Here is a 26,312-nt window from a genome sequence, read left to right on the forward strand (position 1 = left end):
CTTTCTGCGCATCCAAAGCCCGGAAAAAATTACGCCCGATACGCCCGAAACCGTTAACGCCGATCCGAATAGTCACTGCTGTACTCCCTCGCCGGTAATCCTGGACAGGTCATGCGGTGAATCCTCAGCCAGCCTAGTGCTGTGACGAACTCCACGTGCAGTACGCGACGCGCGCTCCGCGCGTCGGGTCCGACCCCTGTCCGGGTACAGCTAGGCGTCGTCGAGCAGGTCCGGGGTGACGGCCGACTCGGTGTCCGGAATGCCCTCCAGCTTGGCCTTCCGGTCGGCCATCGACAGCAGACGCCGAATCCGGCCTGCCACAGCATCTTTCGTCATCGGCGGGTCGGCCAGCCGGCCCAGTTCCTCGAGCGACGCCTGCCGGTGCTCGACCCGCAACCGGCCCGCGGCCGACAGGTGGTCGGGCACCGTGTCGCCGAGGATGTCGAGTGCCCGTTCGACCCGCGCGGCGGCCGCGACAGCCGCCCGCGCGGACCGGCGCAGGTTCGCGTCGTCGAAATTGGCCAGCCGGTTGGCGGTGGCGCGCACCTCACGGCGCATCCGCCGCTCTTCCCAATTGAGCCGGGTGTCCTGGGCGCCCATCCGGGTCAACAACGCGCCGATGGCCTCACCGTCGCGCACCACCACGCGGTCGCTGCCGCGGACCTCGCGCGCCTTGGCGCTGACCCCGAGCCGGCGGGCCGCACCGACCAGCGCCAGCGCTGCCTCCGGTCCCGGGCAACTGACCTCGAGCGCCGACGACCGCCCTGGCTCGGTCAGCGAACCGTGGGCCAGGAACGCGCCGCGCCACGCCGCCTCGGCGTCGCCGACGCTGCCGCCGACCACCTGAGCCGGCAGGCCACGCACGGGCCGGCCACGCAGATCGAGCAGTCCGGTCTGACGTGCCAGTGCCTCACCGTCCTGCGCCACGCGCACCACGTAGCGGGTGCTCTTGCGGATGCCGCTGGCCGACAGCACATGCACGACGGCGTTGTAGCCGTACAGGTCGTAGATGTCCTTGCGCAGCCGCCGGGCGATGCTGCCCAGGTCGACCTCCGCCTCGACGACGACGCGGCCCGCCACGATGTGGAGGCCGCCCGCGAACCGCAGCAACGACGCCACCTCGGCCCGGCGGGCGGTCACCGAATTGACGACCAGCCGGCTCAGCTCGTCCTTCACTTCCGACGTCATCGCCACGAATCGTCACCTCTTGGTCCTTCAGGGGCCGGCTGCTGACGGAAACCGTCGGCCGACCGAGCGGCGGGAGTGGATGGCTCGTATGCGGGCCGGGGCGGTGCGCCGCCGTGGAGACGCACCCGCTCCAGCGCAGCCGCAAGCCGTGCCGGGTCATGTAAAGGTGTACCAGGTCGGGATACGTCAGCAAACTCGACCTGAGCCTCGAGAAACGCCGCCGCCCGGCGCAGTTGGTCGCGTTCCCGCTCACTGGGGACACTCGCCGCGTCGACGATGATGTCGTGCACCGTCAGGCCGGGAGCGTGCTGTGACAGTACGTGCACATGCCGTTCGGCGGAGAACCCGGCGGTCTCCCCCGGCTCGGCGGCGAGGTTGAGCACCAGGGCCCGGCGTGCCGAGGTCGCCTGCAGCGCCGCCAGCAGCTGGGGCACCAGCACATGCGGGATCACGCTGCTGAACCAGGAGCCGGGACCGAGCACCACCAGGTCTGCCGACATGATGGCGTCGACGGCCTGCCGGGTGGCCGGCGGATCGCCCGGCAGCAGCCGGACCCGGCGCACCTTGCCCGGTGTCGTGGCGACCGCGACCTGACCGCGGATCACCCGGCTCATCCGTGGATCGGCCTCGAGCCCGGACACGTCGGCCTCGATCTGCAGCGCGATGGGACACATCGGCAGCACGCGGCCCTTGACCCCGAGGATCCGGCCCAGCTCGTCGAGCGCGGCGACCGGGTCGGCCAGCACCTCGTTGAGGCCGGCGAGCAGGAGGTTGCCGATCGGGTGACCGGCCAGCGCGCCGCTGCCGTTGAAGCGGTGCTGGATGATGGTGGCCCACAGCTGCCCGTGTGGACTGTCGGATGCCAACGCCGCCAATGCCATTCGCAGATCGCCCGGGGGCACGATGTCCAGTTCGGAACGCAGTCGGCCCGACGAACCACCATCATCTGCGACGGTGACGACGGCGGTGACGTGCGGCGTCAGCCGGCGGGCCGCCGACAGCGTCGCGTACAGGCCGTGCCCGCCGCCGAGCGCCACGATGCGCGCGGGAGCCCGATCTTCCGTCATTCGCGCCCCAGATCCCGGTGCAGCACGCGCACGGTCAGGTGATCGCCGCCACGGAGCCGGCCCGCCAGCGCTTCGGCGATCGCCACACTGCGATGCTTGCCGCCGGTGCAGCCGATGGCCACGGTCATGTAGCGCTTCCCCTCCCTGCGATAGCCGTCGATGACAACGTCCAGCAGCCGATGGTAGGTGTCCAGGAACTCGGCGGCGCCCTCTTGTCCCAACACGTAGTCCCGAACCGCCGGATGCTGCCCGGTGTGGGGCCGCAACTCGTCGACCCAGTGCGGATTCGGCAGGAACCGGACATCCATCACGGTGTCGGCGTCCATCGGCAGACCATATTTATAGCCGAAACTCTCGACCGTCACGCTCGTCCCGGCGACGGCCTCGCCGCTGAAGGCGCGTTCGATGCCGGCCCGCAACGCCGGCACCGGCAGTGTCGAGGTGTCGATGATCAGATCGGCCGTGGCACGTACCGACTCCAGCAATCTCCGTTCGGCGGCAATGCCTTCCGCGAGCGTCTGGTTGCCCTGAAGCGGGTGACTGCGCCGGTTCTGCTCGTAGCGGCGCACCAGGATGTCGTCGGATGCCTCCAGGAACAGCACCCTCGGGAAGACGCTGCGGGTCGCCAATTCACGGCGCACAAAATCCAGGTCGCCCGTGAACCCCCGGGACCGGACGTCCATCACCACGGCCAGCTTGGTGATGCGCGATCCGGCGGCCAGGCCCAACTCGACCATCCGCGTGATCAGTTCCGGGGGCAGGTTGTCGGCGACGTACCAGCCGAGGTCCTCGAGCACCTTGGCAGCGGTACCGCGGCCGGCGCCGGACAGACCCGTGACCAGAACCACGTCGATCTCACCAGCAGCACCGTCCATCTGATCGTCCGTCACGACTTCGTCCATCCCCCGCTGCTCATCCGCTGGTGCTGCGCGCTCACTGCCCTGTCCGATCATTGCCGATAACCGTCGGCGCCGCCCCCGATTCCGGCCGGGAATCGGACCGCAGCGCATCCACCACCGCCTGCGCCGTCGCCGCCCCGATACCCGGCACCGCCGTCAGTTCGTCGACGCCGGCCTCCTTCAACCGTGCCACCGAACCGAAGTGCGTGACCAATGCCTTGCGCCGGTGTTCACCGAGGCCGGGGATCGCGTCGAGCACCGACGCTGTCATCCGCTTGGACCGTTTGCTGCGGTGATAGGTGATGGCGAACCGGTGGGCTTCGTCACGCACCCGCTGCAGCAGATACAGGCCCTCGCTGTTGCGCGGCATGATCAGCGGGTCCGGTTGCTCGGGCACCCACACCTCTTCCAGACGTTTGGCCAGCCCGATCACCGCCACGTCGGTGATCCCCAATTCGTCGAGCACCGCGGCGGCCGCGTTGACCTGCGGCGCACCGCCGTCGACCACGAACAGGTTGGGTGGGTACGCGAATCGCTTTGGCCGTGCCGGGGTTTCGGTGGTCTCTGTCCCCTCGGCCGGCACCTGGGTGTCGGCGACGTGGCGTGCGAAGCGCCGACGGGTGACCTCGGCGATGGACGCGACGTCGTCGGACCGGCCGTCGCCGGCGGCCTCACGAATCGCGTAGTGCCGGTAGTCGGACTTGCGCGGCAGCCCGTCCTCGAACACCACCAGCGAGGCCACCACGTCGGTCCCCTGCACGTGGCTGATGTCGACGCACTCGATGCGCAGCGGCGCGTCGTCCAGTTCCAACGAGTCCTGAATGCTCTGCAGGGCTTCGGATCTGGCGTTGAAGTCACCGGCCCGCTTGAGCTTGTGCTGCGCCAGCGCGTCCTGCGCGTTGCGCTGCACGGTGTCGGCCAGGGCGCGCTTGTCGCCGCGCTGTGCCACGCGCAGCTGTACCCGCGAGCCCCGCAGGCCGGAGAGCCAGTCGGCGAGCTCGCCGGCGTTGTCCGGAAGTACCGGCACCAGAACCTCTTTCGGCACCGGGTTTGTGGCCTCGTCGGTCGGTCCCGCGCCGCGCAGTTCGGCCTGGTCGCCGTAGAACTGCGTGAGGAACTGGCTCACCAGGTAGTCCTCGCCGGACTCACCCGGCTCGCCGGACTTCTCGATGACCCAGCCACGCTGACCTCGGACCCGGCCGCCCCGGACGTGGAACACCTGCACGGCGGCTTCCAGATCGTCGTCGGCGAACGCCACCACGTCGGCATCGGTACCGTCACCGAGCACCACGGCCTGCTTCTCCAGCGCCCGCTTGAGTGCCGAGATGTTGTCCCGCAGTCGCGCCGCCCGCTCGAACTCCAATTCCTCGGCAGCCTCGGCCATCTGCTGTTCCATGTCCCGCGCCAGCCGGTCGGTCTTACCGGCCAGGAAGTCGCAGAAGTCCTCGACGATCTTGCGGTGCTCGTCGGCGGTCACGCGACCGACGCACGGGGCAGAGCACTTGTCGATGTAGCCCAGCAGGCAGGGCCGACCGATCTGGTTGTGCCGCTTGAACACTCCGTTCGAGCAGGTGCGCGCCGGGAAGACCCGCATGAGCAGGTCCAGCGTCTCGCGAATGGCCCAGGCATGCGAGTACGGGCCGAAGTACCGGACGCCTTTACGCCGCGGGCCGCGGTAGACGAACAGCCGTGGATACTCCTCGCCCAGGGTGACCGCCAGCACGGGGTACGACTTGTCGTCGCGGTACCGGATGTTGAAGCGCGGATCGAATTCCTTGATCCAGTTGTATTCGAGTTGCAGCGCTTCGACTTCGGTCGTGACGACCGTCCACTCGACACTGCCGGCCGTGGTCACCATCTGCCGGGTCCGCGGCGCGAGCGCCGACAGGTCGGCGAAGTACGAGTTCAGGCGGCTGCGCAGGCTCTTGGCCTTGCCGACATAGATGACCCGACCATGCGGATCCCGGAACCGGTACACCCCCGGCTCCAACGGGATGGTTCCCGGCGCAGGCCGGTACGTCGATGGATCAGGCACTGTTACAGGTTAGTTCGACTGGCTGACAGCATCGATGAGCTCGCAGAACGCCGCGGCCTTGGCCACGTAGTTCGCGTACAGGTCGTAGCTGGCCGCACCCGGCGACAGCAGCACAGCCGTCACACCCGGCACGGCGGCCGCGACCTGCACCGCCGCCCGCAGGCTGTCCACGGGGTGCACGGATGCGGGCTGCGCCGCGGCGAAGCGGCGGCCGATCGCGGTCCCGTTGGTCGGCCCCTGGATGAGGTGAACGTCACGTGCGCCCGAGAGCAGGTAGTCGTCGATCTGGTCGTAGTCGAGCTGACGGTCCATGCCGCCGACGATGAGTGCCACCCGGTCGTCGGGCCGCATCGAGCGCAGCGCGGCGACCACACTCTCGCCGGTGGTGGCCAGGGTGTCGTCGATCCAGCGCACGTCACCGGTCCGCCGCACGACCTGCAGGCGGTGCGGCAGCGCCTCGAATGTCGTTACCGCGCCGAGGAATTCGTCTTCGGTTACCGGGCGGCCGATCACCTCCGCGGCCGCGACAGCCGCCAGGGCGCCGTTGACGACGTTGTGCTCGTAGGCCATCACATAATCGCCTTCGGGGCATGTCACGTCCATCGGGTCGACGGTGCGCACCACCGGCGGCAGCGCGATGCCCAGCCGCTCGAGCGCAGCCAGCACCTGCGGCGTGGTGATCAGCACCTCACCGCCGTGGGCGAAGACATTGGCCTTCGCACCGTGATAGGCGTCGATGTCGCCGTGCCAGTCCAGGTGATCCTCGAAGAGGTTGGTGATCACCGAGATCCGCGGTGACGCGGTGACCAGGGCGCACTGCTGGCTGGACAGCTCGGCGACCACGACGGCGTCCGGCCCCGGCTCCAGATCCGACAACGGGGTACCGATGTTTCCCGCCACCACGGCGTCGGCGCCGAGCCGGCACAGCAGATGCGAAAGGAACGACGCCGTCGTGCTCTTGCCCTTGGTGCCCGTGACGCCGACGGTCTGTGCGGCGTAGCGACGCAGGTACCAGTCGGCGGCGCTGGACAGCGTGGCGCCGGCGGCGCGCAGCTCGGCGAAAAACGGCTGATGCCAAGGTATTCCGGGGCTGAGGAACACCACGTCGCAGTCCGCCAGCCGGGTCAGGTGTTCGGCGCCGCGCCACAGGTCGAGATTGGCGATATCGGTCGGCGCGTCCAGAGTCCCCCGGCCGGCGTCGTCGACGGCGTCGATCCGCGCCGCGCCCGCGGCCGCCGCGGTCCGGGCCAGCGACTGGCCCTCCTTGCCGAAGCCCCAGATGCCGACGGCGGCACCCGCGAGCTGCGGGCGCTGTGACGTCATGGCCGCTCGCCCAGGGCGGCGCGGTAGCGCTCGGGCACGTACTGCACTGCGGGGCTGTCGTCGTGGTCGGCGGCCACGCGTTCCAGATCGGCTCGCGCGCTGCGGAACTGCTCGACCAGCGGCAGGCCGGCCCACGATTCGTCGTCGAGGATGGTCAGCATCGACTCGGCGGCCTCGTAGTACTCGCCGACGCACTCGAACGGCTTGTGCGCGCCCACCCCGAGGATGTCCTCGAACTCGGCACGGCTGTCGGTGTCCTCGAACAGGTTTCGCCCGAAGATCGCCTCGATCTCAGCGCGGCCCAGCCGCGGCGCCATCAGCACGAAGACGAACTGGCACTTCGGGCAGTGCCCGCACCAGGTGGCGCCGCGGCGGCCGGCGTCGAGCGCGAACGGCCGGTTACAGCTGATGAACGCGCGGAAATACTGCGGGCTGGCGGCGAACCGGTCGGCGATCTGCGACTCCGACAGGCCCCGCAGCAGCGAGAAGTACCGGTCCTGGTTCAGCCCGTACGCGGCGAGGGTGTCGCGCAGCAGCGTCTCGTAGGTGACGCTCTTGGACCACTGGTGGTTGATGTCCTGGCCCATCCATTCGACGTTGCCGACATTGGACGACCGTTCGTTGGACAGCACGACCGGCCCCAGTCCGTTGGCGTCGGCCACGATCAAGCCGATGATGCTGTTGATGGCGGTGACCGGGATGTGTCCGTTGTAGGCGCCGGCGGCGTTGACGTCGATGAGCGTGCGGTCGATGGTCCGCATGACGCGCACGTGCGGCAGCCCGCTGATCTCGACGCAGCGGTCGATGGGGTCGAACTTGTTGACGTTGAACAACACCGGCCGCAGCGGGGTGAGCGCCTCGATGGTCACCACCGAATCCTTGCCGCCGCCGACCGGCACGAGCGGCGGCGCATCGGGATTCCAGATGTCGGCCTGCTGCGCGGCGATCTCGGCGCGGTCGCCGGTGAGCTCCGGGCTCAATGCGCCCGGCAGGGCGTTGCGGTAGGCGTACTCACCGAGGCCGCCGGCGAGCACCTGGCGCAGATACTCGCGTTCGAAATCGTAAGTCGGGAAAGCGATCTCGATCTGCGGTGGCGCGGCGGCCTTGTAGTAGCTCAGGGAGCAGGTCAGCGTCAGCAGGCGCAGCAGCCGGTCGTCGGGCCGGCCACCGCCCAGGGTGTCGCCGAAGTCGACGGTCTCGGCAAAGCTGACATCGTCGGCGGAGTCGGCTCCGCACATGGTGTAGCGCCCGCGGAACACGCCGCCCTCGATGTCGTAGCCGTCGATGCGGAACGACTTGTAGGACTGTGGGACAAAAGGTTTGGTCACAGCTGCTCCAGGAACGGCGGGTGGGCGGGATCAACGGGGACGGGGCGCGCCCCGAGTTGCGCGACGGGGTGGGTGCGGTACCGCGGCGAGATCCACCAGGCGCGGAGCACCTGGTCGACGGGCACGGCAGCGCGCCGCGCGAGCACCCGCACCACACCGCAGGCCTGCAATTGCTCGAGGATCGACACGGGCTCGGTGTTCTCGACGCCCACCAGTTCGGCACCGATGTCGAGTACCAGAGCACCGGCCACGGCGGGCGTGACATCGGGGCCGGGCGCGATGCCGTCCACGCAGCCCTGCTCGGCCAGCCGGCGCAGCAGCAGGTCCACGGTGCCCAGGCTGGTCGTCCGGGCCGCCATCCGCAGCCACGGCTCGCCCGTCGCCGCCGGCGGCGTCCAGTCGCTGTCGCGCCGGCCGATCCGGACCGGCTCGGCGGCATGGACCTGCGATGGCGTGGCCGTGACCACGCACCGGCCGCCGTCGGTGACCGTGACGGTCACGGCGACGAACTGCTCCGAGAACCGCGCCACGGCAGCGCCGAGATCGGCTTCGGACGGCATGGTGAGCCCGAAGTAGTCGGCGGGTTCGGCGAGGTGGCGCCACAGCCACGCGGTGTCGACGGTCCGGCCCTGGAAGATCGGCACGGTCACCGTCGGGTACGCACCCAGGCGGCCGACCAGTTCAGCCGGTGCGATCGCCACGACGTCGGGCGGCGGCGAAGGCATGCGAAAATCGGTCACTATCAGCAAATTCTATCCCATGGGAGGGAGCACCCAGGTGGGGGTGATCCGGCTCACCGAAGCCGACTGGCGGGAGTTCGCGGCGCTGCGGCTGCGCGCGCTGGCCGATTCCGCGGGGACCGACGATGCCGAATACCGCACCGAGATGAGCTTCACCGGGACGCAGTGGCGCCGGCGGCTGCGGGCGCACGCCCAGTTCGCGCTGGCCCAGGAGGACCGGCTGGTGGGCCTGATCGCGGCGCATCGGGCCAGCCCGAGCTCGGTGTACCTCTACTCGCTGTGGACCGATCCGGTCGCCCGCGGCCGCGGCGTGGCGCGCGCCCTGTTGACCGCCGCCATCGACTGGGGCCGCGGCCTGGGCGCGCAGATCGTGACCCTGCGGGTGCACCGCGACAACACCGCCGCGCTCGGGGTCTACCGCGCCTTCGGGTTCGTCGCCACGGCCGGTCCGGCCGCTGATTCCCAAAACCCCGGCCCGGCAGACGAGCTCACGATGTCTTTGACGCTGAGCTGAGATCCGGGCGGTATTTCGCGACCAGCTCCCGCAGGCGGTCCATCGCGTCGGCGGCCCGGGCCTTGTCGACGGTCTGGATGGCCATGATCGGGACGTACTCGTCGTCGGGCAGGTCGACGCGCGCCCAGCGGGCGCCGAGCGGGAACGACACCCCGACGATGTCGGACCAGGCAATGGTCTTGTCGCTCAAGACGTTACGGACGACGATACCGGCGGGACCGACCCGCAGCCGGGACCGTGCCGGCAATAGCACCGCACCGGCCAGGATGACCCCGAGCAGTGCCATGGACACCTGGTCGGCGGTCTGGAAGATCACCCCGGTGGCACCGATTTTCAGCAGCGCGCCGACCGTCACGTGCACGACGATGATGACGGCAGCCGCGGCGTAGGCGACGTACTTCACCCGCTGCGGCCGGACCTCCAGGTCCCAGCTGCCGGCTTCCTTCGTCATCGCCGCAGGTCGCGCAGCGTGATCGCGGTGGCCAGGGCCGCCGACGCGGCCTGCTCACCCTTGTCCTCCGCCGAGCCGGGCAGGCCGGCGCGGTCGATGGCCTGCTCCTCGGTATTGACCGTCAGCACCCCGTTGGCGACCGGTGTCGACTCGTCGAGCGACACCCGCGTCAGGCCCTGCGTGACGGCATCACATACGTAATCGAAATGCGGTGTGCCACCGCGGATCACCACGCCCAGCGCGATCACCGCGTCATGGGTCTTGGCCAATTCCTGTGCCACCACCGGGATTTCGATGGCGCCGAGCACACGAATCACGGTCGGTTCGGCGATACCCGACGCGGTGGCCACCCGGCGCGCGCCGTCGAGCAGCGCGTCACAGATGGTGGTGTGCCAGGTGCTGGCGACGATGGCCAGTTTGATCCCGGACGCGTCGAGCTCCGGCATGTCCGGAACACCGACACCGCTCATTTACCTTCTCCGTCTGTTGCGTCACCGGCGAAATCGTCGAGTCCGATGAGGTCGTGGCCCATCCGGTCCCGCTTGGTCATCAGGTACCGGATGTTGTCGGCGTTGGGGCCGATGGGCAGCGGCACGCGCTCGATGATGTGCAGGCCGTAGCCGTCCAGGCCCACGCGCTTGGCGGGGTTGTTGGTGAGCAGCCGCATGGAGCGGATGCCGAGGTCGACCAGGATCTGGGCCCCGATGCCGTAGTCGCGGGCATCGGCGGGCAGGCCGAGCTCGAGGTTGGCGTCGACGGTGTCGGCGCCGGCGTCCTGCAGCTGGTAGGCCTGCAGCTTGTGCAGGAGGCCGATGCCGCGGCCCTCGTGTCCGCGCATGTACAGGACCACACCGCGGCCCTCGTTGGCGACCATCTCCATGGCGGCGTCGAGCTGGGGGCCGCAATCGCAGCGCCGGGAGCCGAACACGTCACCGGTGAGGCACTCGGAGTGCACCCGCACCAGCACGTCGTCGCCGTTCTCCGGGGAGACATCGCCGCGCACCAGCGCCACGTGCTCGACGTCCTCGTACATGCTGGTGTAGCCGACGGCCCGGAACTCTCCGTGCCGGGTCGGGATACGGGCCTCGGCGACACGCTCGATGTGCTTCTCGTGTTTGCGGCGCCACTCGATCAGATCGGCGATGGAGATCAGCGCCAGGTCGTGGTCATCGGCGAAGACGCGCAGCTCGTCGGTCTGGGCCATGGAGCCCTCGTCCTTCTGGCTGACGATCTCGCAGATCGCGCCGGCGGGCTGCAACCCGGCCAGCCGGGCCAGATCGACGGCGGCCTCGGTGTGGCCGGGCCGGCGCAACACGCCACCATCCTTGGCGCGCAACGGAACTACGTGTCCCGGCTTGGTGAAATCGTCCGCGACGGCATCCGGATCAGCCAGCGCCTGCATGGTCTTGGCGCGGTCGGAAGCCGAAATGCCGGTTCCCACACCCTTTTTCACGTCCACCGTGACGGTGTAGGCGGTGCCGTGCTTGTCCTGGTTCACCGCGTACATCGGCAGCAGGCCCAGCTTGTCGCAGATCGCGCCGTCGAGCGGCACACACAGGTAGCCCGAGGTGTAGCGGACCATGAAGGCCACCAGTTCCGGCGTCGCCTTCTCCGCGGCGAAGATCAGATCGCCCTCGTTCTCGCGATCTTCGTCGTCAATGACGACGACAGCCTTGCCCGCCGCGATATCGGCAATCGCCCGCTCGACGGAATCAAGCCTCGTCATCTCCACCACCCTTGCCGTGGCCACATCAGGGCCATGTTGATCACCTACCAGTATGAACCACTGGTACCGGCCGACTTACTCCCGCCGGTCCGCTCAGCGGACACGGCATGACAGGGCGCTACTGCGCCGGGGTGAGCAGCCGTTCGACGTATTTGGCGATGACGTCGACTTCCAGGTTCACCGTGGTGCCGACCGGGGCGCGGCCCAGCGTGGTCAGCTGCAACGTCGTTGGGATGAGAGAGATCTCGAACCAGTCGCCCTGCTCGTCACGGCCCAGACCGGACACCGTGAGCGACACCCCGTCGACCGTGATGGAGCCCTTCTCGACCACGTACCGGGCCAGCTGCGGCGGCAGCGCGATGCGCACGACCTCCCAGTGCTCCGACGGTGTGCGCGACAACACAGTGCCCGTCCCGTCGACGTGGCCCTGCACGATGTGGCCGCCCAGCCGGCTGTTGAGCGCAGCGGCGCGCTCCAGATTGACCCGGCCGCCGACCTCGACGCCGGCCAGGCTGGACCGGTTCAGGGTCTCGGCCATCACGTCGGCCGAGAACGCGCCGTCGGGCAGCACGTCGACGACCGTCAGGCAGACGCCGTTCACCGCGATGGAGTCACCGTGCCCGGCATCGGCGGTGACCAGCGGACCGCGGATGACGAACCGCGCCGCGTCTGCCAGTTGGTCCTTGCTGACGATCTCGCCGAGCTCTTCGACAATGCCGGTGAACATGGCCCTCAGCCTAGCTATGCCGCCGTCCAGAGCTGCTTCTCCCCGAAGTAGTGCGCCACCGGGTTGCCGCCCGAGATTCGCGATCGGCCGGTATCCCTCCGACTCGTACAACCGCTGGGCATACGGCTGCCGCGCCCCGGTGTCGAGCCTGGCAACCGCGTAACCGAGCCCGCGGGCGGCGTCTTCCAAGGCCCGCAACAGAATTCGGCCGCAGACGGGCCGGCCGTCGCGGTATCCGGCCAGGTAGACGCCGTGCGGCGGGCCGAGCTCGGCCGGCCCGGCCTTCGGCATGTCCGCCGCGTTCAGATCGAGGCCGCCGCGGACGTCGGCGTACAGCTCGGCCATTTCGGCCTCCATGGCTCCCACCAGCACCGCACCGTCGCCGCTATCGATCGGGACCGCCCGGAATTCGAGTTCAGCAACCATGCCTGTGGTTCAACCGGCCGGTCGAGACAACTTGTTAGTCGGGCGCACCTATTACGATGCAGGACATGCAGACGCGCAAACGCTCCGCCATGCTTGTTTCCCTACTCTCCACCGTGATGGCCGGGGTGCTCCTGGTCTCCGGTTGCTCGAAGTCCGAGGCCCCCTCGGCGCCGCTGCCGGACGCCGCGGCGCTGCTCAAGCAGTCCGCCGACACCACCCGCGGCCAGCAGAGCGTGCACCTGGTCCTGACCGTCAACGGCAAGATCGCCAAGCTGACGGTCACCAAGCTGACCGGCGACATGACGCTGACCCCGGCCGTCGCCGGCCAGGGCAAGGCCAACCTGTCGGTGGGCGGCATGGGTGTCCAGGACGCGCCGTTCGTCGTCTACGACAACCACCTGTACGCCTCGCTGTCGTCGGGTGGCCCGCTGTCGGACTTCGGCCCCGCCGACGCCATCTACGACATCTCGGCGATCCTGCGCCCGGAGACCGGCCTGGCCAACATCCTGGACAACTTCACCGACGCCAAGGCCGTGGGCCGTGAGGACATCAACGGCGTGAAGACCGTCAAGGTCACCGGCACCGTCAGCGCCGAGGCGGTCAACAAGATCGCCCCGCAGCTGAAGGTGACCCAGGCGCTGCCGGGCACGGCCTGGATCGAAGAGGGCGGCAACCACCAGCTGGCGCAGGCTCAGCTCGAGACCAGCCCGGGCAACAACCTGCAGATGACGCTGACCGACTGGGGTAAGCCGGTCACCGTCAACAAGCCCGACGTCCAGTAATGGCCCGGGGTAACAACCGGCACGTCTCGATAGCCGCAGGTAGCCTCGCGGTCCTGCTCGGCGCGCTCGACACCTATGTCGTCGTCACGATCATGACCGACATGATGAAGGACCCGCCGGACGGCATCGGCATCCCGATCAACAAGATCCAGCAGGTCACCCCGGTGGTCACCTGGTATCTGCTGGGCTACATCGCGGCGATGCCGCTGCTGGGCCGGGCCTCGGACCGGTTCGGGCGCAAGCTCGTGTTGCAGGTCAGCCTGGCGTTGTTCGCCGTGGGTTCGATCGTCACGGCAATGGCCGGCATGTTCGCGCCGGCAAACGAGTTGATCGAACCGCTGAACCAGCTGATCGTCGGCCGGACCATCCAGGGCGTCGCGAGCGGCGCGCTGCTGCCGGTGACGCTGGCACTCGCCGCCGATCTGTGGGCGGCACGCAACCGCGCCGGGGTGCTCGGCGGTATCGGTGCCGCCCAGGAGCTGGGCAGCGTGCTGGGCCCGCTGTACGGCGTGGCCGTGGTGTGGCTGCTGCACGACTGGCGCGATGTCTTCTGGATCAATGTGCCGCTGACGATTGTGGCCATCGCGATGATCCACTTCAGCCTGCCATCGCGGATCGAAACCGAGAATCCGGAGAAGATCGACGTCCTCGGCGGCGTATTGCTGGCCGTCGCGCTCGGACTGGCGACCTGGGGGCTGTACAACCCCAACCCGGACGGCAAGCAGGTACTCCCGGAGAACGGTCCGCCGTTGCTGATCGCCGCCGCGGTCGTCGCGGTCGCATTCTTCGTGTGGGAGAAGTTCGCCCGAACCAAGTTGATCGATCCGGTGGGCGTGCATTTCCGCCCGTTCCTGGCGGGTCTGGCCTCGTCGCTGTGCGCGGGTGCGGCGTTGATGGTGACGCTGGTCAACGTCGAGCTGTTCAGCCGCGGCGTGCTCGGCATCGACCAGGCGCACGCGATCTTCAAACTGGCGTGGTTCCTGGGCGCGCTGCCGGTCGGCGCGGTGGTCGGCGGGTGGATCGCCACCCGGATCGGCGACCGGATCGTCGCGTTCGTCGGTCTGCTCATCGCGGCGGGCGCGTACCTGCTGGTGTCGCACTGGGACATGGATGTGCTCTCGGCCACCCACGACCTCGCGATCGTGTCGCTGCCGACGCTGCCGACCGACCTGATCATCGCCGGGCTGGGACTGGGTCTGGTCATCGGACCGCTGACGTCGGCGACGCTGCGGGTGGTCCCCACGGCCCAGCACGGCATCGCCTCGGCCGCCGTCGTGGTGTCCCGCATGATCGGCATGCTCATCGGCATGGCGGCACTGACGGCATACGGCCTGTACAAGGTCCAGCAGGCGCTGGCCTCGATGCCGCCGGTGAAGGGCGGCAGCCTTGCCGAGGCCGCGGAGCAGATCACGCGAAATACCAGGACTGCTTACACCATGCAGTACAGCTCGATCTTCCTCATCACCGCCATCGTGTGTGTGGTGGGCGCGCTGGCCGGTCTGCTGATCGCCGGCCGCCACGAGCAGGCCGAGGAACCCGAAACCGCTCCCCAGGTTGATCCCGCCCCGGTGGCGTAGGCCGTAACGACAACGGAGCCGCAGAGTCGATCGACTCTGCGGCTCCGTTGTATCTGGCCTGTTGTCCGGGCTAGCAGCGCTCTACGCCCGGGCGCATCAGCACCACGTTGTCCGGGATGTACGCCGGGCTCGGTGCGGGCGCGGGTTCCGGGTGGGACCCGTTCGCGTGTGCCGCGAGGCGTTCCAGCGCCACGTCCACGGCCTCGTCGAACTCTTCGACGACACTCAGCACCGCCCGCAGGGGGCGGCGGAACATCATGTCCCTGATGCCATCTTCACTCGGACGGAAGCTGAGCCAGTCCTGCAGTGCAGTCATGCTCGTATCCTTTGCTCGTGATCACCTTCGCTCTAACGACATCGGTGAGCGCGATATTTCAGCCGGATCCAGGTGACCCGGTGTCTGCAGTCAATTTTACGGATGCGAAATCCTGGCCGCCTGCACGAATGTCTCGGCATTGATCTCGAACTGATAACGATTAGCAAAACTAAAGATGAGCCGCGGTGAGCCCACTCACATCAGCAGCCAGGGTGAATCGCACGTCTCAGCCACTTTTGGGAACCAGTTCGACTGGCGCAGCCCGCGGCTGTCCCGGTCGGAGCCCGCGCGCAGCGCGCAAAAAGTTCGCTGGAAGCGCCCGAGCAATCAGTTCGGTACGAGACTGAGCCGAACGTCGGCGCCGACCGTCTCGACGCCGTCGAACCGCCAGCGGCGGGCCTGCGAGATGGTCGACACCCCGGCATCGTCGATCGCCGTGATCGGTCCGCCCAGCAGCGTCGGCGCCAGATACGCCAGGATCCGGTCCACGAGTCCCGCCCGGACGAACGCCCCGGCCAGGGTCGGGCCGCCTTCGAGGATCACATCGGTACGGTCCGAGAGGGCCTGGAGCACCTCGACCGGGTCGTGGGTGCGGATCACCATGGTCCGGGAATCGTCGTTCAGGACGTTGGACTCCGACGAGATTTCGCGTGCCCCGACCACCACTCGCAGCGGCTGACGGGCCGCCAGGGTGCCGTCGGACTGGCGGGCCGTCAGCGTCGGGTCATCGGCCAGGACCGTCCCCGTGCCGACGACGATGGCGTCGGCCGCCGCGCGGTGCCGGTGCACATCGGCCCGGGCCGCGGGGCCCGTGATCCACTGGCTGGTGCCGTCGGCGGCGGCGCTGCGCCCGTCGAGGCTGGCCGCGAATTTCCACGTCACATGGGGCCGGCCGGTGCGCTGGCGGTGCAGCCATTCACGCAGCGGACCACCGCTGACCTCATCGGCGAGGACACCCGAGGACACCGTCACGCCGGCATCGGTCAGCCGCTGGGCGCCGCCCGCGGCCACCGGATTGGGGTCGGCCACGGCGAATACGACGGCCGCCACCCCGGCGTCCAGCAGCGCGTCCACGCACGGGCCGGTGCGGCCCTGGTGGTTGCACGGTTCGAGCGTCACCACGGCGGTGCCGCCCGCGGCCCGCGTACCGGCCCGCCGCAGTGCCATGACCTCGGCGTGCGCCTCCCCCGGCGGCTGGGTCCCGCCGACGCCGGCCACTTCACCGTCGCGGTCCAGGATCACGGCGCCGACCGGCGGGTTCGGGTACGTCGTGCCTTTGACCGCGTCGGCCTGGCCGATGGCCAGCCGCATGGCCGTCTCGATGGCCTCCGGCGTCACAGCACCAGATGCGGTGACGCGGCCGCGGCCTGACGCCGCAGGGATTCCACCGCGGCGCCCGGATCCGCCGCGTTGTACACCGCTGAACCCGCGACGAAGCAGTCCACGCCCGCCGCGGCGGCGGCTTCGATGGTGTCGGCGTTGATGCCGCCGTCGATCTCGACGACCAGGGTCAGCTCACCGGAGTCGACCAGGCGCCGTACCGCGGTGACCTTCGGCAGTACCTCGGCGATGAACTTCTGGCCACCGAAGCCCGGTTCGACCGACATCACCAGCAGGGTGTCGAAGTCGCGCAGGATTTCCAGGTACGGCTCGATCGGGGTGCCGGGCTTGACGGACAGGCCCGCCTTGGCGCCGGCTGCGCGGATGTCGCGGGCGACGGAGATCGGGTCGTCGGTGGCCTCGGCGTGGAACGTCACGTTGTAGGCGCCGGCCTCGGCGTACGACGGTGCCCAGCGCTTCGGATCCTCGATCATCAGATGGCAGTCCATCGGGATGTCGGTGACCTTCAACAGGCTCTCGACGACCGGCAGACCCAGCGTCAGGTTGGGGACGAAATGGTTGTCCATGACGTCGACATGCAGCCAGTCGGCGCCCTCGACCGCCGCGGTCTCGTCGGCGAGCCGGGCGAAGTCGGCGGAAAGGATGGACGGGGCGATGAGTGGTCCTGCCATGGCGGTCAGACTACTTTGAGCGCGGCCGCGAACATCGCATCGGTGCCATGCCGATGTGGCCATAACTGCACGTGTGGTCCGGGACCGAGTCGATCGGCCGGGGCGAACAGCGGGCGGGCGTCGATCTGTTCGACCGGTTGACGGCGCAGGGCGTCGGCGATGACACCCACGGTCTCGGCCAGGTGCGGCGAACACGTCGCGTACAGCACCACACCGCCGGGCCGGGTGAGTTTGATTGCCGCAGCGAGCAATTCACGCTGCAGCCGGGCGAGGCCGGGCACGTCCGACGGCTGCCGGCGCCACCGCGCCTCGGGCCGGCGACGCAGCGCGCCCAGACCGGTGCAGGGCGCGTCGACCAGGACCCGGTCGAAGGACCCGGGCGCCAGACCGGACTCACGGCCGTCGACGCGGAGGACCTCGACACCCATGCCGGTGGTGTTGCGCTCGACCAGATCGGCGCGGTGCTCAGTCGGTTCGACGGCGGTCACGGTGGCGCCGCACTGCGCGGCGATGGCCGCGAGCATCGCGGTCTTGCCGCCGGGCCCCGAACACAGGTCCAGCCAGCGGGTGTCGTTGCCTTCCAGCGGCACCTCGGTCAGCGCGCGGGCCACCAGCTGGCTGCCCTCGTCCTGCACCTGCGCCAGGCCGTCCCGGATCGGGTCCAGCTGGCCGGGGTCGCCGCCGGGCAGGTAGACCGCGTACGGCGAGAACCGGCCGACATCGCCGCCGACCGCCGCGGCGAGCTCCTCGGCACTGATCTCCCCCGGGCGCGCCGCGAGGTGCACGACGGGGCGTTCGTCGTCGCTGGCGAGCATCGCATCGAGCTCCCCGGCATCGGCACCGAGTGCGTCGGCGAAGGACTGCGCCACCCAGCGCGGGTGCGCATGCGTGAACGCGGTGTGGCCGATGGGGTCGGCCGCAGCCGACGGCGCGAGCTCGGCCACCCAGGCCGCCTCGTCCTTACTCGCGATGGCACGCAGCACGCCGTTGACGAAACCCGCACGCACCGAATCGAATTCGACGCCGGCCTGCTCGACGGTCGTGTCCACCGCGGCGTGGGCGTCGACGCGGGTGCGGAGCAACTGATAGGCGCCGAGCCGCAACAGATCGAGCAGCACCGGATCGATCCGGTCGGTGGGCCGCCCGGCGGCGCTCTCGATCACGGCGTCGAGCAGCCCGACGCAGCGGCAGGTGCCGTACGTCAGCTCGGTGGCGAAAGCCGCGTCGCGGCCGGTGATATCGCGCTCGCGCAGGATGGCCGGCAGCGCGAGGTTGGCGTACGCATCACGCTGCGAGACGGCGCGCAGCACGTCGAACGCAGCCTGGCGGGCCGGATCCAGCGGCTTGCGGCGCGGCCCGCGTGGCGCCTGCGACCGGCCCGGCTGCCGGTCCTGACGGTCCCGGCCACCCGCGCGCCCCTGGCTGTTGGGACGGCCCTGCCGTCCGCGTCCGCTCCGTTCGGTCACCGGGCCACCACACCTTCGTCCAGCCGGGCGCCGCGCGCCCAGTCCGCCGCATTCATCAGTTTCTTCCCCGGTGGTTGCACCATGCCCAGGCGCACCGGTGTGCTCCCGGTGCCGACCAGCACGCCCGCCTTCTGCACGCGAATTGCACCGGGCGCCAACGGTTCTGCCTCGACCGGAACCACCGGACCGAGTTTCACCCGCAGGTCGCCGATCTCGGTCCAGGCGCCCGGGTTCGGCGTGACCGCGCGGACGCGACGGTCGACGACGTGCGAGGGCAGGTCCCAGCGCACGCGCGCGTCCTCGACAGTGACCTTGGGCGCGATCGTCACCCCGTCGGTGGGCTGCGGCACCGCGGTCAGCGCGCCGTCCTCGACACCATCGAGCGTCGTCTCCAGCAGACCCGCGCCGGCTTCGGCCAGTCGGGCCAGCAGATCGCCCGCGGTGTCGATGGGCCGCACCGCCTCGGTCAGCACGCCGTACACCGGTCCGGAGTCCAGGGCCCGCTCGATCTGGAACGTGGTGGCGCCCGTCACTTCATCGCCCGCCGCGATGGCGGCCTGCACCGGGGCGGCGCCGCGCCACGCCGGCAGCACCGAGAAGTGCAGGTTGATCCAGCCCAGCCGGGGCACCGCCAGCAGCTCGTCGCGCAGCAGGGCACCGTAGGCGACGACGGCGCAGCAGTCGGGGGCCAGCGCGGCGAGTTCGGCGACGAACTCGGGCTCATTCGGCTTGGGCGGCCGCAGCACCGGAATACCTTCGGCCAGAGCGAGTTCCGCGACGGGGGACGGCGCCGGCTTGCCGCGGCGACCGGCTGCCGCGTCCGGACGGGTCAGCACCGCGACCACCTCGTGGCGGGGCGACGCGATGAGCCGACGCAATGACGGCAGCGCGGGTTCCGGAGTTCCGGCGAAGACGATACGCACGATCCACCAGGCTAGTCATCCGATGTGCAGCGGATCGATCTGCACCCGCACCGGCGTCTGATCGTGGCGGGCGCTGAGCACACCGGTCGCCCGGCGCAGGGCCGCCGCCAGCACCAGGCCACGCTCGCGCGAGACCCGCACCAGCATCCGGTGCACGGGTGCGCCCGGGTCCACACCGGGCGGGCGACGGGCGCCGAACGGCAGATCGACCGGCCCCAGCACCTCGGCATCGGGCGGCAGCGCCGCGGCCTCCAGCAGCGCGTCGGCCGCCTCCGGGACGCCGTCGACGGCCGCGAGATGAACTGCGGGCGGTAGCCCCACCTCGGCACGGCCGTCGAGCTCGGACTCGGCATGCCCGACCGGGTCCCAGCGCACCAGCGCCTGCACCGTCGGGATCGACGATTCCGCCACCACCGCCACCGTGCCCCCGGCCGCGCGGTCGAGCACCATGGCCGACGCCGACATCCACCGGCGCAGCGTGTCCTCGGCCGCGCGCAGATCCTGGCGGCCCAGCAGCGCCCAACCGTCCAGCAACAGCGCCGCGCCGTAACCGCCGTCAGCACGCGGTTCGGCGCCCGGGGTCGCCACCACGACGGCGGGGCGGGCCGGTACCTCGGTGACCACCGCGTCACCGCCGGAGGTGACGACGGGCACGCCCGGAAAGGCCCGGCCCAGCTCCTCGGCGGTGCGCCGGGCCCCGACCACCACGGCGCGTACCGCGTCCGAGCCGCACCGGCCGCAGCGCAGCGCGATGTCCTGGCGACCGCACCACCGGCACACCGCACCGACGGTGTCGCGGTCCGGCAGCGACAGCGGACCGGTGCAGTGCCGGCACCGGGCGATGGTCCGGCATTTGCCGCAGGCCAGCGCGGGAACGTAACCGCGGCGCGGCACCTGGACCAGCACCGGCCGCCCGGCGCTCAGCGCCGCCCGCGCCGCGCCCAGGGCCATCGACGGCAACCGGGCGGTGCGGGCCGCGGCGTCGCGTTCGTGGGTGTGGGCGTCGTCGTCGAGAGCGACGACCCGCGGGGCCCTCGCGCGCACCACACTGCGGCCGGCCACCAGGTCGTGCGCCCACTTGCTGCGCACCAGCGCCTGCGCCTCGGCGGTGCGCGCGAAGCCCCCGATGATTGCGCCGCAACGCAATTGGTGCGCCCGTAGCATCGCGACCTCGCGCGCGTGCGGATACGGGGCGCGCGGTTCGGCGAGCGAGTCGTCGCCGTCGTCCCACACGACGACGAGCCCGAGGTCGGCGACGGGCGCGAACACCGCGCTGCGGGTCCCGATGACGAGGCGCGCCTGCCCGCGCAGCACCGACAGCCACCGCCGGTAGCGCTGCGACGGGCCGAGACCGGCGGACAGCGCCACCACCCGGGTTTCGTCGACGAGCGTCAGCGCCGCGGCGTGGAGGGCGTCGACATCGCGCTGATCCGGCACGATCAGCAGGGCCGCACGGCCGGCGTTGACGACGACGGCCGCCGCCTCCGCGAGGCGCCGGGCCCAGTCCTCGCCCGGCAGCGCCTGCCACACCGCGCGCGGGGCCCGGCCCTCGGTGAGCGCTTCGAGGAACTGCTCGCCGCGGCCGTAGTGCTGCCAGGCGCCGGCGTCGACATCCCGCGGAATGAACGGCGGGAGTTCCGGTGGCGGTTGTTTCTCCACCGTCGCATGCCGGGGCGGAATGGCCAGTCGCAGCACGTCGGGCCGGCTGCCGGCGTACCGGGCGGCCACCGCTTCGGCCAGGCGTTGCACGTCGGGGGTCAGTACGCGCTCGGCCGACACCACGCGGTCCAGCCAACCGAGCTTGCCGGAATGGTCGGTGTCCGAACGCCTTTCGAGAATGAAGGCATCGACCAGTCGGCCGTTGAACCGGACCTTGGCCCGCACGCCCGGCTGGGCGTCGTCGGACAGGTCGGCCGGCACCAGGTAATCGAACTCGCGGTCCAGGTGCGGCACCGACAGCATCGGCAGCACCCGAGCCACGGGCTCGTGCTCGGCCTGCGCTCTGGTGACGGTCACGCAGTCGGTGTAGCAGACACGGCCGACACCGTCGACACTGTCCGGCCCGCGAAGAAGCCCGCGGTGATCAGGAGCAGCGACGCGGCGTAGGCCCACCAGATCGGGACCGCCAGCCTCTCGTCACCGAGCACGAACTTGCTGATGCCGATCATGCCGTCGCTCACCGCGAAACACAGCGCCCCGAGCGCGGTCCAGTGGGTCGGCAGGTCGGCGAACAGCGCCGTGCACACCATGGCCACCAGGACCGCCATGTAGACGGTGACGGGGATGGTCATCTGCTGCGCCACCAGGCTGGGCCAGAACCAGACGACGAGCCCGACGCAGATCACGACGAGGACTGCGGCACCGGCGGTGGCCGCCGGGGTGCGCCGGGCCAGCGGCAGCAGCGCGGCCAGGAAACACAGGTGCGCGATCAGGAACGAGCCGAGCCCGAACACGAATCCCATGGGCCATCCCGGCACGGCCAGCAGGAAGTCACCGCCCGCCGAGAACACCAGGGCGGCGACCAGCCAGTTGCGTTCGCGGACGATCGCATGGCCGGCCGCGGCCACCGCCAGCAGGAGCGCAGGCAGTGCCTTGATCGCAGGCTGCAGTACGAACTGGCCGGTCAGGTCGGCGCCCGACGGCAGCCGCAGCGCCGTCGCGATGAGGAAGATGCCGTAGCCGGCGGCGACCACGGCGGCCGCTATCCACAGCCACCGACGCACTGCGTACGGTGATCTCATGTCGGACACTGTGCGTCCCCCGCTCGATCCCATTCTGCAAAAGGTACTGGAAGCGGTTCCCTTCCAATTGACCATGGACGGTGGCGTCGAAGCCGCCCGCGCGCGGTTCCGCGAGCTGCCCCGCAAGCCGGTGTTCCCGGAGGTCCGCGCCGAGGACCGCGTCGTCGACGGCGTGCCGGTCCGCATCTACCGGCCCGCCGACGTCGCACCGTCGGCACCAGTGGTGCTGTTCTTCCACGGCGGCGGCTGGGTGGTCGGCGACCTGGACACCTATGACGGCACCGCCCGCCTGCATGCCGTCGGGACCGGCGCCGTCGTGGTGTCGGTGGACTACCGGCTCGCCCCCGAGCACCCCTTCCCCGCCGCGGTCGACGACGTCTGGGCCGTCACGCAGTGGGTGGCCGCCCATGCCGACGAGATCGGCGGCGACCCGGATCGTCTTGCGGTGGCCGGTGATTCGGCCGGCGGCAACCTGGCCGCGGCGGTCGCACAGCTGGCCCGCGACGCCGGCATCACGCTGCGCGCCCAGTTGCTGTGGTACCCCGCGACCACCTGGGACACGTCACTGCCGTCGTTCACCGAGAACGCCGACGCCCCGGTCCTGGGCCGCGACGCCGTCGGGGGCTTCTCGTTGCTGTACGCCACGGGCGTCGACCTGCGGAACCCGCCGGCCACGCTCGTCCCGGCGCGCGCGGAATCCCTGGCCGGGCTGGCACCGGCCTACATCGCCGTCGCCGGATATGACCCACTGCGCGACGACGGTATCCGCTACGGCGAGATGCTCACCGCGGCAGGGGTTTCCGTCGAGGTACACAACGCCGAGACCCTGGTGCACGGTTACCTCGGTTACTACGGCGTGGTGCCCGCGACGACCGAGGCGGCCGACCGTGCCATCGCCGCGCTGCGGGTCGCGTTAGCCTGAGGCATGACCCTGGACGAGACGCCGGACACCCGCCCCGCCATCGACCCGATCCTCAAAGCCCTCCTGGACGCCGTGCCGCTGGAGTTCACCATCGACGACGGCGTCGAGGTGGCCCGGTCCAAGCTCGCCGCGGTGCGCCCGCCCGCCGCGATGCTGCCGGACCTGCGGATCGAGAACCGCGTACTCGATTGCGGTGACGCCGGCCAGATTCCGGCCCGTATCTACTGGCCGCCCATCGACGGCGAGACCCGTCCGCTGCCGGTCGTGGTCTTCTACCACGGCGGCGGCTGGGCCATCGGCGACCTGGATTCCCATGACCATGTGGCCCGCGCCCATGCCGTCGGCGCCCGCGCCATCGTGGTGTCGATCGAGTACCGGTTGGCGCCTGAGCATCCGTTCCCCGCCGCCATCGAGGATTCGTGGGCGGCACTGCAGTGGGTCGGCGCGCACGCCACCGAACTCGGTGGCGACCCCGAGCGCCTCGCGGTGGCGGGCGATTCGGCCGGCGGCAACATCTCCGCCGTGATGGCGCTGCGGGCACGTGACGCGGGTGGCCCCGGGCTGAAGTTCCAGCTGCTCTGGTACCCCGTCACCACCGGTGACGTGTCGCTGCCGTCGTTCACCGAGAACGCCGACGCGCCCATGCTCAACAGCAATGTCACCGCCGCGTTCCTGTCCTGGTACCTGCCCGGCATGGACCTCAGCGACGCCGCCGCACTCCCGACCGACCTGGCGCCGGCGAATGCCGAGTCACTGGAGGGTCTGCCGCCGGCGTACATCGGCACCGCCGAGCACGACCCGCTGCGCGACGACGGCGCACACTACGCCAAACTGCTTGCCGCGGCGGGTGTTCCGGTCGAATTGAGCAACGAGCCGACCATGGTGCACGGCTTCGTCAGCCTGGCCCTGGCCTCGCCGGTCGCGACCGAGGCCACCAACCGCGGCATCGCGGCACTGAAGGCCGCTCTGTACAGCTGATTTGCCGCCGAACAGACGCGAAAACCCCCTATTTCCACAAAAATAGGGGGTTTTCGCGTCTGTTCGCGAGAGTATGGAGTCATGACAACGCCTGATGTCCAAACGGTGATCGTCGGCGCCGGGTTCTCCGGGATCGGGGCCGGCATCCTGCTGGACCGGGCCGGGCTCGGCGACTACCGGATCCTCGAAGCCGGCTCCGGGCCCGGCGGCACGTGGTTCTGGAACACCTATCCCGGTGTCGCCGTGGATATTCCGTCGTTCTCCTACCAGTTCTCGTTCGAGCAGAGCGCGGACTGGTCGCGCACCTACGCCAAGGGCCACGAGCTCAAGGCCTACGCCGAGCACTGCGTCGACAAGTACGGACTGCGGGACCGGATCCGGTTCGGCACCGAGGTCACCGGAGCCGAGTACGACGACGCCGCCGACCTGTGGCGCGTACACACCGGCACCGGCACCGTCACCGCACGGTTCCTGATCAACGGCAGCGGCGTGCTGACGGTACCCAAGCCGCCGGACATCGACGGCGTCAGCGACTTCACCGGTATCACGCTGCACACCGCACGCTGGGACAGCAGCATCGACCTGAGTGGCAAGCGGGTCGCGATCATCGGCACCGGCGCCTCGGCCGTCCAGGTGATCCCGGAGATCGCACCGATCGTGGAGCATCTCACGGTCTTTCAGCGGACGCCGATCTGGTGCTTCCCCAAGCTGGATCTCCCGCTGCCCGCAGCGGCCCGCTGGGCCATGCGCGTCCCCGGCGGCAAGACGCTGCAGCGGCTGGCCAGCCAGGCCTACGTCGAGCTGACCTTCCCGCTGTCGGCGCAGTACTACAGCGTGTTCCCGTTGGCGGACGGCGCGGCCAGGATGGGCCGGTCGTTCCTGCGCCGTGAGGTCCACGACCCCGTGGTGCGTGACAAGCTCACCCCGCGGTACGCCGTGGGCTGCAAACGGCCGGGCTTCCACAACACCTACCTCGCGACCTACAACCGCGAAAACGTCAGCCTGGTAACCGAATCCATCGAGCGCATCACGCCCGCAGGGGTACGCACCGCCGACGGGCAGGAGCACGAGGTGGACGTGCTGATCCTGGCCACCGGGTTCAAGGTGATGGACGTCGACAGCGTGCCGACGTTCCCCGTCACCGGTGCCGGCGGCCATACCCTCGGCGAGTTCTGGGAGACGCAGCGGCTGCAGGCCTATGAGGGCGTCAGCATCCCCGGTTTCCCGAACTTCTTCACCGTCATGGGTCCGTACGGCTACGTGGGTTCGTCCTATTTCGCGCTGATCGAAGCTCAGACCCATCACATCGTGCGCTGCCTGCAGCGGGCGGAAAAGCTTGGCGCCCACCGGGTCGAGGTCTCGCAGGAGGCCAACGACCGCTACTTCGACGAGATGATGCGCAAACGCCACCGTCAGGTGTTCTGGCAGGACAGCTGCCAGTCGGCCAACAGCTACTACTTCGACAAGAACGGCGACGTGCCGCTGCGGCCCGCCACCACTGTGGAGGCCTACGTCCGCAGCCGCCGCTTCGACCTCGACGACTACGAGTTCAGCGCCTGAGCGTTCGTGGCGGCGCCCGTATGAAAGTTCTTTGAACCCGGTAACTTTTCCGCATGCGTTGGCATCGGCACGACTATGGGCGCTGAATCGTCGGTACAGTCGCGGAGGTGACGACCCGGCCGATGCGATGGCGGGCAGCGACCCTGCTGCTTGTCGCCCTGCTGGGCCTCGCGATCGGCACCCAGCTGGGCAGCAAGCCCGCCACCACGGCGCACGCCCACGCAGCCCCCGTCCTCGTGGCCCCGGGCCACACGCTGCCGTCGGTGACCGCCGAACATCCACACCTGCGCGACAATTCGATCCCGTCGGCGCCGGATCTGATGATCGGTCTGCCCCGGTCCACCTCCAACCTCCTGGCTCTCGGCCTGGCCGTCGCTGTCTGCGTCGCCATGGTGTGCTGGTGCGCACTGACGCCGGTGACCAGCCGCGGCCCGCCCCGTCCGGCGGCTGCGATTCACACCGGCCGGGCGGTCCTGACCCGGCTGTGCATCTCCCGACGCTGATCGGCTAGCGCAGGTCGGCCACAGTGCGTGGCCGATCGGTGTCCGCTGCCCGATTCCGCTGCCGCATCGCGGCCTCAAGCGACGAAAAGTGATGCACTCATGAACAAT

25 protein-coding genes are annotated in these 26,312 nt (G+C 69.9%); 7 read left to right on the top strand and 18 right to left on the bottom strand.

Annotated elements, in window-relative coordinates; translation table 11 throughout:
* Positions 1 to 210: 210 nt before the first annotated feature.
* Genes whiA through QRN63_RS24565 form a run of 7 tightly spaced genes read right to left on the bottom strand, consistent with a single transcriptional unit; the run spans position 211 to position 8,580 of the window.
* On the bottom strand, positions 211 to 1,188 hold the full coding sequence (gene whiA / locus QRN63_RS24535) for a DNA-binding protein WhiA (RefSeq protein WP_029105256.1): 978 nt from the start codon (positions 1,186 to 1,188) through the stop codon (positions 211 to 213).
* Positions 1,185 to 2,255 (bottom strand): gluconeogenesis factor YvcK family protein, encoded by a 1,071-nt coding sequence (locus tag QRN63_RS24540; RefSeq protein ID WP_267317318.1) that lies wholly within the window; start codon positions 2,253 to 2,255, stop codon positions 1,185 to 1,187. Before QRN63_RS24540 ends, whiA begins: the two co-directional genes overlap by 4 nt.
* Positions 2,252 to 3,130 carry an RNase adapter RapZ gene (rapZ, locus tag QRN63_RS24545; protein ID WP_410506074.1) on the bottom strand — a complete coding sequence of 293 codons (879 nt, stop codon included), beginning with the start codon at positions 3,128 to 3,130 and terminating at the stop codon, positions 2,252 to 2,254. Before rapZ ends, QRN63_RS24540 begins: the two co-directional genes overlap by 4 nt.
* A gap of 58 nt (positions 3,131 to 3,188) precedes the next feature.
* On the bottom strand, positions 3,189 to 5,189 hold the full coding sequence (gene uvrC / locus QRN63_RS24550; RefSeq protein WP_267317316.1) for an excinuclease ABC subunit UvrC: 2,001 nt from the start codon (positions 5,187 to 5,189) through the stop codon (positions 3,189 to 3,191).
* 9 nt (positions 5,190 to 5,198) lie between these two features.
* The gene (murD, locus tag QRN63_RS24555; protein WP_267317315.1) at positions 5,199 to 6,512 is read right to left on the bottom strand and encodes a UDP-N-acetylmuramoyl-L-alanine--D-glutamate ligase; all 1,314 of its coding nucleotides are present in this window, start codon (positions 6,510 to 6,512) and stop codon (positions 5,199 to 5,201) included.
* A complete protein-coding gene (locus tag QRN63_RS24560) occupies positions 6,509 to 7,840 on the bottom strand; it encodes a MurL-like N-terminal domain-containing (RefSeq protein WP_285033548.1) in 1,332 nt (443 codons plus the stop codon). The genes murD and QRN63_RS24560 overlap by 4 nt, the downstream gene beginning before the upstream one ends.
* Positions 7,837 to 8,580 carry a hypothetical protein gene (locus QRN63_RS24565; RefSeq protein WP_285033549.1) on the bottom strand — a complete coding sequence of 248 codons (744 nt, stop codon included), beginning with the start codon at positions 8,578 to 8,580 and terminating at the stop codon, positions 7,837 to 7,839. Before QRN63_RS24565 ends, QRN63_RS24560 begins: the two co-directional genes overlap by 4 nt.
* Positions 8,581 to 8,599: 19 nt before the next feature.
* On the opposite strand from QRN63_RS24565, the gene QRN63_RS24570 reads away from it, so the two are divergent.
* On the top strand, positions 8,600 to 9,094 hold the full coding sequence (locus QRN63_RS24570) for a GNAT family N-acetyltransferase (RefSeq protein WP_267317312.1): 495 nt from the start codon (positions 8,600 to 8,602) through the stop codon (positions 9,092 to 9,094).
* Here QRN63_RS24570 and QRN63_RS24575 read toward each other — a convergent pair.
* The 4 genes from QRN63_RS24575 to QRN63_RS24590 form a co-directional block, all read right to left on the bottom strand.
* Positions 9,069 to 9,545 (bottom strand): PH domain-containing protein, encoded by a 477-nt coding sequence (locus tag QRN63_RS24575; protein WP_267317311.1) that lies wholly within the window; start codon positions 9,543 to 9,545, stop codon positions 9,069 to 9,071. The two genes, QRN63_RS24570 and QRN63_RS24575, sit on opposite strands and share 26 nt — an antisense overlap.
* Positions 9,542 to 10,015 carry a 6,7-dimethyl-8-ribityllumazine synthase gene (gene ribH / locus QRN63_RS24580; protein WP_267317310.1) on the bottom strand — a complete coding sequence of 158 codons (474 nt, stop codon included), beginning with the start codon at positions 10,013 to 10,015 and terminating at the stop codon, positions 9,542 to 9,544. Before ribH ends, QRN63_RS24575 begins: the two co-directional genes overlap by 4 nt.
* Entirely contained in the window at positions 10,012 to 11,271 is a 1,260-nt protein-coding gene (locus QRN63_RS24585; RefSeq protein ID WP_267317309.1) for a bifunctional 3,4-dihydroxy-2-butanone-4-phosphate synthase/GTP cyclohydrolase II, read from the bottom strand. Before QRN63_RS24585 ends, ribH begins: the two co-directional genes overlap by 4 nt.
* Before the next feature lie 118 nt (positions 11,272 to 11,389).
* A complete protein-coding gene (locus QRN63_RS24590) occupies positions 11,390 to 11,998 on the bottom strand; it encodes a riboflavin synthase (protein ID WP_267317994.1) in 609 nt (202 codons plus the stop codon).
* Between the two features lie 491 nt (positions 11,999 to 12,489).
* Between QRN63_RS24590 and QRN63_RS24595 the strand changes: the two genes are divergently transcribed.
* On the top strand, positions 12,490 to 13,206 hold the full coding sequence (locus tag QRN63_RS24595) for an LppX_LprAFG lipoprotein (protein WP_267317308.1): 717 nt from the start codon (positions 12,490 to 12,492) through the stop codon (positions 13,204 to 13,206).
* Entirely contained in the window at positions 13,206 to 14,783 is a 1,578-nt protein-coding gene (locus QRN63_RS24600) for an MFS transporter (protein WP_285033552.1), read from the top strand. Before QRN63_RS24595 ends, QRN63_RS24600 begins: the two co-directional genes overlap by 1 nt.
* 70 nt (positions 14,784 to 14,853) lie before the next feature.
* Here the strand turns inward: QRN63_RS24600 and QRN63_RS24605 are convergent, their stop codons facing one another.
* The 7 genes from QRN63_RS24605 to QRN63_RS24635 all read right to left on the bottom strand — a co-directional run bounded on the left by QRN63_RS24605 (position 14,854) and on the right by QRN63_RS24635 (position 22,241).
* Positions 14,854 to 15,099, bottom strand: a complete 246-nt coding sequence (locus tag QRN63_RS24605; protein ID WP_267317306.1) for a hypothetical protein — start codon at positions 15,097 to 15,099, stop codon at positions 14,854 to 14,856.
* A 327-nt stretch (positions 15,100 to 15,426) separates the two neighbouring features.
* The gene (gene ribD / locus QRN63_RS24610; RefSeq protein ID WP_350224474.1) at positions 15,427 to 16,437 is read right to left on the bottom strand and encodes a bifunctional diaminohydroxyphosphoribosylaminopyrimidine deaminase/5-amino-6-(5-phosphoribosylamino)uracil reductase RibD; all 1,011 of its coding nucleotides are present in this window, start codon (positions 16,435 to 16,437) and stop codon (positions 15,427 to 15,429) included.
* Positions 16,434 to 17,111 carry a ribulose-phosphate 3-epimerase gene (gene rpe / locus QRN63_RS24615; protein WP_267317305.1) on the bottom strand — a complete coding sequence of 226 codons (678 nt, stop codon included), beginning with the start codon at positions 17,109 to 17,111 and terminating at the stop codon, positions 16,434 to 16,436. Before rpe ends, ribD begins: the two co-directional genes overlap by 4 nt.
* Positions 17,112 to 17,116: 5 nt before the next feature.
* Positions 17,117 to 18,577, bottom strand: a complete 1,461-nt coding sequence (locus tag QRN63_RS24620; protein ID WP_285033553.1) for an RsmB/NOP family class I SAM-dependent RNA methyltransferase — start codon at positions 18,575 to 18,577, stop codon at positions 17,117 to 17,119.
* On the bottom strand, positions 18,574 to 19,500 hold the full coding sequence (fmt, locus tag QRN63_RS24625; RefSeq protein ID WP_285033555.1) for a methionyl-tRNA formyltransferase: 927 nt from the start codon (positions 19,498 to 19,500) through the stop codon (positions 18,574 to 18,576). The genes QRN63_RS24620 and fmt overlap by 4 nt, the downstream gene beginning before the upstream one ends.
* Positions 19,501 to 19,515: 15 nt before the next feature.
* Positions 19,516 to 21,462 (bottom strand): primosomal protein N', encoded by a 1,947-nt coding sequence (locus QRN63_RS24630; protein WP_410506073.1) that lies wholly within the window; start codon positions 21,460 to 21,462, stop codon positions 19,516 to 19,518.
* A gap of 50 nt (positions 21,463 to 21,512) precedes the next feature.
* On the bottom strand, positions 21,513 to 22,241 hold the full coding sequence (locus tag QRN63_RS24635) for a lysoplasmalogenase (RefSeq protein ID WP_285033557.1): 729 nt from the start codon (positions 22,239 to 22,241) through the stop codon (positions 21,513 to 21,515).
* Here QRN63_RS24635 and QRN63_RS24640 point away from each other — a divergent pair.
* The 4 genes from QRN63_RS24640 (at position 22,240) to lpqS (ending at position 26,204) form a co-directional block, all read left to right on the top strand.
* Entirely contained in the window at positions 22,240 to 23,163 is a 924-nt protein-coding gene (locus QRN63_RS24640) for an alpha/beta hydrolase (protein WP_285033559.1), read from the top strand. The two genes, QRN63_RS24635 and QRN63_RS24640, sit on opposite strands and share 2 nt — an antisense overlap.
* A 3-nt stretch (positions 23,164 to 23,166) precedes the next feature.
* Positions 23,167 to 24,141: an alpha/beta hydrolase gene (locus QRN63_RS24645; protein WP_285033560.1), complete on the top strand. Its 975-nt coding sequence runs from the start codon at positions 23,167 to 23,169 to the stop codon at positions 24,139 to 24,141.
* Between the two features lie 81 nt (positions 24,142 to 24,222).
* Positions 24,223 to 25,701 (top strand): flavin-containing monooxygenase, encoded by a 1,479-nt coding sequence (locus QRN63_RS24650; RefSeq protein WP_285033561.1) that lies wholly within the window; start codon positions 24,223 to 24,225, stop codon positions 25,699 to 25,701.
* Between the two features lie 107 nt (positions 25,702 to 25,808).
* Positions 25,809 to 26,204 carry a putative copper homeostasis (lipo)protein LpqS gene (gene lpqS / locus QRN63_RS24655; RefSeq protein WP_267317297.1) on the top strand — a complete coding sequence of 132 codons (396 nt, stop codon included), beginning with the start codon at positions 25,809 to 25,811 and terminating at the stop codon, positions 26,202 to 26,204.
* Positions 26,205 to 26,312 lie beyond the last annotated feature (108 nt).

Origin of the sequence: Mycolicibacterium sp. lyk4-40-TYG-92, from assembly GCF_030209435.1 — a bacterium.
GTDB lineage: Bacteria > Actinomycetota > Actinomycetes > Mycobacteriales > Mycobacteriaceae > Mycobacterium.